Here is an 8753-nt window from a genome sequence, read left to right as displayed (position 1 = left end):
TTGTATTGTACTACACGTATTCCCTCTTTCTTCTTCAGGTTGTCTCTGTTAAACTATCTCTAGGATTTGGTTTCAGGGTCGCTCTGAACTCCCCCTGAAGTCCCTCCTGTAGGGTACTTCTCGAAAAAGACTGCACCCCTGTTTAGTTCTAACTCGCTTGCTGTCCATGTCTTACTCTTCCGTATGTGTCAGCATCCATACGGTGTATCCTATGAGTATTGACATAGTTCTGATATCGCGAGGCTGTTTCTCGGTAATCTGTCAGGGATCAACCTGGTACTGGTCTCAAATTTTTTGTGAAAGGAGGAATTTACGTGCCCAGTACTTTATTCGTCGGTATCGACATCAGCAGTCAATCTAATTCTGTTTTCTTTATTGATCAAGATGGCAATAACCTCATTAAGAAGCCTTTTTCGGTTTCTAATGATACCCCAGGTGCTGATTCTATCATCTCTGAGGTGATCTCCCATGCTAAAGCTATTGATGCTTCCTGTGTCAAAATTGGCATGGAAGCTACTTCTCATTATGCATGGCACCTCCATCTCCACCTGGCTTTTTCTCCTGACCTGGCATCTTTTAATCCTAAATTCTTTGTCATGAATCCATCTGTCGTCAGTGGTTTTAAAAAGGCTTATACCCATTTGCCTAAAACTGACGATTTTGATGCCAGAGTCATTGCTGATTGCGTCAGATTCGGTAGGGTAAACCCTACTCCCATGCCTGACTTTAAATATGCAGCCCTACAGCGCCTTACTCGCTTTAGATACCACTTGGTACAGACTATATCCAGTGAAAAGAGCAGAGCTTTAAACCTGCTTTATCTCAAGTTCTCTTCATACAAGGAAGACTGTCCTTTCAGCGACGTCTTTGGCTCAGCATCTACTTCTGTTTTTGATTCTTTTACTCCTGATGAGATCGCTGTTATGCCTATGGAGGAACTTGTTGATTTTGTCTTGAGTCATGGTAACAATAGATTGAGCAATCCTGAAGAAATTGCTAAAACACTTAAATCCGCTGCTAACAGGGCATATCGTCTTAATCCCGACATGTGCGATACTGTTAGCATGACTCTGACCATGACTCTTGAAAATATTAGATTTCTTGAATCTCAGCTTAAAAAACTAAATAAAGAAATCTCTAAACAGCTTAATGCCTTTCGCCAAACTCTGACTACTATTCCAGGCATCGGCGATGTATTAGCCGCAGGCCTTGTGGCTGAGATTGGCGATGTTAAGCGGTTTAAAAACGAATGCGCTGTAGCCAAATTTGCAGGCCTCGTGTGGAACAAATATCAATCTGGCAACTTTAGTGCTGAAGACACCTCTTTAGCTAAGTGCGGCAACCAATATTTGAGGTACTATCTTGTAGAAGCAGCCAATTGCGTAAGGATACACGCAAAAGAGTATGCTGATTTTTACTACAAGAAGTACAATGAGGTTACCAAACACCAGCATAAGAGAGCCCTCGTCTTAACGGCACGTAAGCTTGTGAGACTGGTCTTTGCCTTGCTGAGTAAAGGCCAAATCTACCAACCGGGAGGTAATGGATAGATTTAGCAAATACGTTTAACTAAAGATTGCCAAGTTTCCTTCCATTATTATCCAATATATGGTAGGTTTATTAAGTGTTGCCTTTTTTAGAGTTTTTGAGGCCTTTATTTTTCAAGGTTCCAAAAAATACTACTTGACATTACACCGCTTGTCTTCTATTCCAGTGTGACTTGAGATACCCTATATAAAGATCCTTCATGTCAATGGGTTCTCCGAATTTATCAAGCCACTTTTTACCTTTGAGAGGTATCACCTTCGTATAGTGCCGTATCGTTCCGGTTGAACGAATATCAGTTGTACCTATGTAATAGCTGTTCGTCCATAAACTTTCTTTTCCCGTTAAATTTTTGAGATACGAAAACTTTTCTCTGAGATACTTCATTGTATTGAGAATATCTGGTTTTATCCCTACCCATAGTTTAATTGTAACAAAAATTAAAAAGCGCTGCTCTCATCTCCTCTCCTTTAGGGGATGGGATGATAGCAGCGTTTCTATAAACTTTCGCTAGAAGAATGTCAGAAATCAAGCCATTATTATTTTTTAACATTCCTCCAACCCGCATAAATAGCGAGCTAATGAAGGGACTCGAACCCTTGACCTGCTGATTACGAAATACCTGCCCTAATTTGAAAGCTATACTCCCTATTCCCTCTAAGTATCAATTTTCTGCGGTTTTCGCATGTTCATTTTGCTGTTCTTTGTCGTTTATTTCCGTTGCATTTTCACCATTATTGCAGCGAAATTGCAGCAGCTTTTCTGTTATGTCATTTATTTTACCCATTACCTGACGCTTTAGGCCGGGTAAGACGTGGTGGTAAATTACCTCAGTTGTAGTAGCATCGGCATGGCCTAAAAACTCTTGGGCTATACGCGGTTGAATGTCGGCTTCTAACAACCGGGTGGCAAAGGTGTGTCGCAGTATGTGAGGCGATACACCCTCCAACCCGGTCTTTTTGCATATCGTTTGGAAAGTTCGATTGTAATTGCGGGGATGGATAGGCGTACCCTTGCTGGTTGTAAATACTAGTTCCGGTACTTTATCCCAACCCAATACTGTCGCTGCTTCCTCCTGATGGCGGCGGTGTTCTCGCAACAGTTCCAGTACCGGTTGAGGAACTGGCATAGCGCGTGCACCGCTTTCGGTTTTGGTAGGGTGAATACGGATTTTCCCTCCTATCTCTACCAAGGCTTGACGGATGTAAATGACACCTTTATCAAAGTTTATGTCTTCCCAACGCAGTCCTAGAACCTCTCCGCGACGCATTCCGGTAGTTGCCTCAAGTACAATAGCTGGATAGAGTGAATAGTTCGAGGCGGCTTGAAGAAAGCGCTGCAAGTCTTCCACTTCAAGAGCTTTGGCTTTAGGGGCCTTCCACTTGGGCGCTTCCACCAGCTTGGCTACGTTTTTCGGGATTTTTCGCTCTATGGCAGCTTGCTCTAATGACATATAGAGGACCAAGTGGGCTAAAGTTGCTGTTCGTAAAAGCCCACGTTTATGAAGGTCGGCGTATAGCTCCTGAAGATGGAGAGGAGTAAGCTGCTGTAGTTTGATGTTGCCGATGTGCGGTACGATGTGATTACGAATAGTGTTGGAGTAACACCTATAAGTGCTCTCACTTATAGATGGTTTTTTATAAATGTTCAACCAGGTTTCCAACCATTCGGCCAAGGTTAATTTGTTACGTGGTACAAACTCACCGTGTAAGCGGTCGGCCTGCGCCTCTTGGAGTCTTTGCAGAACTTCTTCCCTGTCCTTCCCTGAGAATGTATATCGCTTTCCATTTACTGTTATCTGCGCTACCCAGCGCCCATCATCGGAGCGCTGATAGATTGAGCCTTCGCCGTGTGTTCTCTTCTTTCTACGACCCATTGCTCCACACCTCGGGTGGCGGCGGTGGTGTGCGCTTCCATACTCCTTTCACTACACCGACTATTTCGGCGTTCATATCTTCCGTGACTTTTATAGGTTTGTAGTTCTTATTTGCTGAATAGAGGTACACTTTACCCTTTATCCGTCTGTAGTATTTAACAACACCTTCCCCACCGTTCAACTTAACAGCTACCAAATCACCATCCTTGGCGGTTGCTTTTGTATCAAGTAACACGTAGTCTCCATCGTTTATTCCCACTTCTATTAGGCTGTCTCCATTGACTTCTAGAGCTACGTTAGCTGGGTGGTCTTCTGGAACGGTTACGATGTCTTTGATGTCGTTAGGGTCAATATCGATTATGTCGAGAGGTCTACCACCGTGGTAGCGTGCAGCTACATGCACAGGGATAACCGGTACAGGACGTAATGGATACAGCTCCATGAACGCTTTAGAAAGATACTGAGTTGTTTTCTTCATTTTGTCTTTTGCATCACTTAGCTCAGCGAGAAGTTCCTCCGTAGGGCCTCTACCGGTACTCAGTTCTTCTCCCAGTTTGCTTACGTGGTTTTGATATTGGCGATATTGTTCTTGGCATTGTCTTATCCTTTCATGAGGAGTAAGGACATCGTTGGGCAATACCTGCTTTAGCTCGTCAAACGGTATATTAAAGAGTTCAGCTATTTTGACCAGCAAATCCCTATCCTTAGGGAGGCGACGACCTTGTTCATAGCCTCCCCAAGTGCGTAAAGGGATGCCTAGTTGCTTAGCTACATCCTCTTGTGTCCAATTTCTTGATTCTCTTAAATTACGTAAAAATGCGCCGAACTGCGGGTATTTAACATCCATATTCATTATTCACCCCCTCTTGACAAGTATTCATCCTCTATGTTATACTACAGGTAGGTGTAGACGAATACTTGAAGGAGGCATACCAATCGTGCGACGGCAAAACCTCCGTGAAGCGCGCAAAGCCAAAGGCTTAACGCAAAGGGAAGCTGCTCAAGCGATAGGTGTTAGTGTCCGCACTTGGATGGCTTGGGAATATGGAGTGCGTACACCTACCTTGTCCAATGCTTTCCGAATAGCTGAACTACTCGGGGTACCATTGGAACGCATATTCTAAGATGACTACGCCTACCTGTAGTATTATCCTTTTCGACTACTACTATACGTCTACATTTTTATTTTGTCAAGGCTTTACCACAATTTTTAGTAGGAGGTGTCCGGTATGCATATACAATTTGCCCAAATGCTGCAAAAAGCACGTTTGAGAAAAGGCTTGTCACAAAGCAGGTTAGCTCAATTGGTAGGGGTTTCTCAGCAGAGTATTTCGGCGTACGAGTGCGGCAGGTCCTGCCCACCTGATATAGCTGTTATCTTTGCCCGTGTACTTGACGACTACAGCTTACTACAGCACTACTGTGCGTCATGCTACGTTGGAAAGGTAGGTGGAGGATGTGCCGAGCTTGCACGTTGCGGATGACGGCAGTTTACTGGTACAAAACGCTTATAACTACAAGGAATACTTGAAACAAATAGGCGCTAAATGGATGCCTGAACTGAAGGCGTGGAGGCTCTCACCATACGTAAGCGTAAGTGAACTTATGGCAATTATGCCAGGTCTGGTTATAGATAACGAAGTGGAAAAAATGATTAAGCATGTAAGCAATCTCAAGAAACTACACTTTGCCTCAACTGCTGAAGTAAAACACCCAGATGGCCTTGACTCGTACCAGCGGGTGGGTGTGCGGTTCCTGGCTGACGCTAAAAGAGCTATTTTAGCTGACGACGTCGGTCTGGGAAAGACTGCACAGGCTATACGGGCGGCTATGGAGGTAGACAGCAAGCATGTGCTGGTGATAACGAAGAAGTCGTTGCTACACAACTGGACCGTTGAAATAAAACGATGGGCAAATAGTGAAGCCTTTACTCTTACCACACAAAACACTCTTCCCTACCCTTCTCCAAAGTTCACTGTGACAAATTATGAGGCTGCGGTTCGCCGCTTGGAAGAACTAAAAATGTGTTCCTTTGATGTACTTATTGTAGACGAAGCGGCTGCTATAAAAAACCGTAGAGCGCAGCGCTCTAGGGCAATACACAAACTCGCTAAGGACATCCCTTATGTATGGCTGTTAACGGCTACACCCATGCCTAACAGTCCTGAGGAAATATGGTCTCTTCTTCACTGTATCCGTCCAGATGTATATTCAAGCTACTGGCGGTTTGTGGAGAAGCACTGCGATTACGACTATAACTTCTTCGGCGGTACCGAGATACACGGGTTAAAGGACCCAAACGCTTTCGCCGAGGAAGTTGCGCCACTTATGCTCAGGCGGGATAAATCGCTGCTGAACTTACCGCCGGTAACACAGGAGACTATATGGCTAACTCTCGACGGTGAGCAGCGGCGAATTTACAAGGATATTCGCGACAAGTTCCTGGCAGTGTTGGACGAAGAGCATATTGTTACTGCACCATCGGTACTGGCACAGCTTACGAGGCTAAGGCAGGTGGTGTGCTCTCCTGCCCTGGTTGGCGGTCCAGATGAGAGCGCGAAAACAGAAGCTCTCTTAGAAATTCTTGAAGACCTTACACCAAAGCACAAGGTTCTTGTATTCACCACCTTTGCAGATTACGTCCGATTGCTACTACCAAAGTTAGAACCATTTGGTGTAGTGGCTATCACTGGAGATACACCTGCCCAAGACAGGACAAAGGCAGTTCAAAAACTGAACAAAGACCCGAATTGCAGAGTGTTTATTGGCACTATCCAAGCAGCTGGCGAAGGTTTAAACCTTCAGGCAGCAGACATTGTAATCTTTCTGAACAAATCATGGACACCTGCGGAAAACGAAATCCAGGCTGTAGGACGTGCGCACCGCCGTGGTCAGGTAAATCCTGTCCACGTTATTAACCTGACTGCTGTAAGAACGATTGACGAATACATTGAGGAGGTTCTGCTGGAGAAAAAACATGCGACCGATGCCGTAGAGCACTTGGCCGAACGATTGCGGAAGGAGGTGTTTTAGGGTGCCAGTATTTGAGCTTCATGCAAGTCAGATAACTACTTACCAAACATGCCCGAGAATGTATCGCTATCAATACGTTGAGCATCTGGTTCCAAAAGTCACCAGCCCGAAACTTTTTCTCGGACGCGCCGGTCATGCAGCACTAGCCGCATACTACAGTGGCAAGGATGCCTTAGCAGCGTACGAAGCTGACATAAACCAACAGCTTGCCCAGATAGAGCCGTACGCTAGTCCTGAAGAGTGGGATGAATTCCAGTCTCAGGCTGAACTGGGGCGTAAACTCATAGAGGCTTATGTACCGTGGGCTAGAGCCAACGATACCTTCCGTGTACTGGCCGTTGAACAGTCTTTTGTTGTTCCTATTTGGGGCGAGAAACGCAGAATATCCAACGCCTACTACGTCGGGACTTTTGACGGCATAGCGGAAGATATATATGGCAATATCTGGCTCATGGAGCACAAGTTCTATAAAAGCGTGGTTAGTGAGACGGTGTTGAGGTTAGACAGTCAAGCAGGCTACTACCTTATGGCAGCTAGTCAATTATACCCGGACCGCAAGGTGGTGGGTGTTATTTATACGATTATCCGAAAGGTAGACCCAGTAAGGGCCAGAGGTGGCATAATACACCGCACAAGGGTACTGCGCAACCAGCATGAGATTGAAGGGCTGCGTTATAGGCTGTACCGCATCTATCGACAAATCAAAACAGATAAACTCTTTATCCCAGCGCCGGGTTTCCATTGCGGTTGGAAGTGCCCCTACAGAGAGCTTTGCGTAGCAGAGGAAGACGGCAGCGACGTGGAAGGCATTAAAGATATGCTTTTCACAACGGGTGAGCCAGCGCCGATCCTTGACGAAGAGGCTGTGTAATAAAATGCCAAAGACTTATTTTGTAGAGATACAGATAAGGTACATCGTTAAGGCGGATAACGAAGAAGAAGCGGTATGTAATGTGCTTTCTAAGGTGAAAAACGACAGCAATCATTTTAGTCCAGATGCTGTTGTAGTTAAGGACATTACAGATACACCGCTTAGTGCAGGGATGTTGTATCACGAACCTCTGAAAGGAGTGTGATTTTATGTCAGAGACTGTATTAACCCCGCCCAAGAAACTGCATCCAAAGATAAAGCTCGCCAGTGAGATGACTTTGTACGTGAAGGCGCTTATATACGGCGAGCCTGGTGCGGGCAAAACCTACCTCGCGTGCACAGCGCCAAACCCGCTAGTGCTGCTTACTGAGTATGACGTATCTAAAGCTACTATGCTAAGGGTACAAAAGGACTTGAATAAGGAAATTGCTGTGTGGCCTGTGGCTGCGTGGAGTGACTTGGAGGAGGCCTTTGAGTTTCTTCAGAGCGGTGAGCATGACTTCCAAACGGTCGTTCTAGACAGCCTCACCGACCTTAACCGCAGACTTACACGCTCAATTGTTGAAACTGCTGTGGAGCGCCGACCATCTCATGACCCCGACGTACCTGAGCAGGGCGACTGGTTCAGGGTCAGCGAGAAGCTGCGCCACATGGTTCGTATGTTCAGGGACCTGCCTATGCATGTTGTTATGACCTGCTTAGTGCAGGATGTCCGTCAGGAAATGCTCAAAGTGCCGCTGGTGCAACCGAGGTCTTTGGCGCTTGAGCTTCCAGGGTTGTTTAACCTGGTGGGTTGTTTGAAGGCCGTCGAAACGGATGACGGCCATGTGAGAAAATTGCTGGTTGAAGCTACGGACACTTACGTAGCTAAAAATCCTGGTGGTGTACTGCCGCCGGTTATTGAAAGCCCAAACTTTACAAAAATCTTTGAGGAGGTATGTGGAAATGCCAAAACTGTTGCTTGATTTTACAAATGTCAATATCGACGAGCCCACGCCGGTGCCAGCCGGTGTGTATGATGCGGTGGTTGATGCAAGCCGCATTGAGCTGCGTAACTCGCAAGCCGGTAATGAGGTGCTTAGTGTACCGTTTGTAATTCAGAATCACCCGGAATATAGCGGTCGTGTGGTTTTCGAGAATTATGCACTTACTGACAAAGCGAAATGGAAACTCGGCCAGTTGCTGAAAGCTGTGGGTTTACTAGATAGCGATAATCCTAAGTTCGTATTAGACACCGACTCGCTACACAACAAACGCGTACGTATCCAGGTGGGTATTGAGGACTACAATGGTCGTCAGCGTAACCGTGTACAGCGTGTTGAAGCACCTAACAACGGCGAGGGCAATAGCAGCTCTGCAAAGAAACTTATAAACTTCTAACTTTAAGGGCGTAGAAGCAGGGTTGGCTCCTCTACCCTGCTTCAGCCC

10 protein-coding genes are annotated in these 8753 nt (G+C 45.8%); 8 read left to right on the top strand and 2 right to left on the bottom strand.

Translation table 11 applies throughout. The annotated features are described in order from the left end of the window. The first annotated feature begins 314 nt into the window (after positions 1-314). On the top strand, positions 315-1550 hold the full coding sequence (locus tag CALPO_RS0112760; RefSeq protein WP_026487670.1) for an IS110 family RNA-guided transposase: 1236 nt from the start codon (positions 315-317) through the stop codon (positions 1548-1550). A gap of 659 nt (positions 1551-2209) precedes the next feature. Here the strand turns inward: CALPO_RS0112760 and CALPO_RS14040 are convergent. Next, complete coding sequence (locus CALPO_RS14040) at positions 2210-3421, bottom strand: tyrosine-type recombinase/integrase (RefSeq protein ID WP_051585997.1); 1212 nt, start codon at positions 3419-3421, stop codon at positions 2210-2212. Beyond that, positions 3411-4274 (bottom strand): helix-turn-helix domain-containing protein, encoded by an 864-nt coding sequence (locus CALPO_RS14320; RefSeq protein WP_051585996.1) that lies wholly within the window; start codon positions 4272-4274, stop codon positions 3411-3413. Before CALPO_RS14320 ends, CALPO_RS14040 begins: the two co-directional genes overlap by 11 nt. On the opposite strand from CALPO_RS14320, the gene CALPO_RS15300 reads away from it, so the two are divergent. The 7 genes from CALPO_RS15300 to CALPO_RS0112710 all read left to right on the top strand — a co-directional run bounded on the left by CALPO_RS15300 (position 4174) and on the right by CALPO_RS0112710 (position 8705). Further along, positions 4174-4545: a helix-turn-helix transcriptional regulator gene (locus tag CALPO_RS15300; RefSeq protein ID WP_156940203.1), complete on the top strand. Its 372-nt coding sequence runs from the start codon at positions 4174-4176 to the stop codon at positions 4543-4545. The two genes, CALPO_RS14320 and CALPO_RS15300, sit on opposite strands and share 101 nt — an antisense overlap. A 105-nt stretch (positions 4546-4650) precedes the next feature. Then, entirely contained in the window at positions 4651-4905 is a 255-nt protein-coding gene (locus CALPO_RS14030) for a helix-turn-helix transcriptional regulator (RefSeq protein WP_035172645.1), read from the top strand. Beyond that, entirely contained in the window at positions 4889-6454 is a 1566-nt protein-coding gene (locus tag CALPO_RS0112730; RefSeq protein ID WP_026487667.1) for a DEAD/DEAH box helicase, read from the top strand. The genes CALPO_RS14030 and CALPO_RS0112730 overlap by 17 nt, the downstream gene beginning before the upstream one ends. A gap of 1 nt (position 6455) precedes the next feature. After that, positions 6456-7325: a PD-(D/E)XK nuclease family protein gene (locus tag CALPO_RS0112725; RefSeq protein WP_026487666.1), complete on the top strand. Its 870-nt coding sequence runs from the start codon at positions 6456-6458 to the stop codon at positions 7323-7325. 4 nt (positions 7326-7329) lie between these two features. Beyond that, positions 7330-7530, top strand: a complete 201-nt coding sequence (locus CALPO_RS0112720; RefSeq protein ID WP_026487665.1) for a hypothetical protein — start codon at positions 7330-7332, stop codon at positions 7528-7530. Between the two features lie 4 nt (positions 7531-7534). Beyond that, a complete protein-coding gene (locus CALPO_RS0112715) occupies positions 7535-8290 on the top strand; it encodes an ATP-binding protein (RefSeq protein WP_026487664.1) in 756 nt (251 codons plus the stop codon). After that, a complete protein-coding gene (locus CALPO_RS0112710) occupies positions 8271-8705 on the top strand; it encodes a DUF669 domain-containing protein (RefSeq protein ID WP_026487663.1) in 435 nt (144 codons plus the stop codon). Before CALPO_RS0112715 ends, CALPO_RS0112710 begins: the two co-directional genes overlap by 20 nt. The last annotated feature ends 48 nt before the right edge of the window (positions 8706-8753 follow it).

Source organism: Caldanaerobius polysaccharolyticus DSM 13641 (assembly GCF_000427425.1).
Classification (GTDB): domain Bacteria; phylum Bacillota; class Thermoanaerobacteria; order Thermoanaerobacterales; family Caldanaerobiaceae; genus Caldanaerobius; species Caldanaerobius polysaccharolyticus.
Note: the sequence above shows the minus strand (reverse complement) of the source record. Positions and strands in the feature narration are given on the sequence as shown.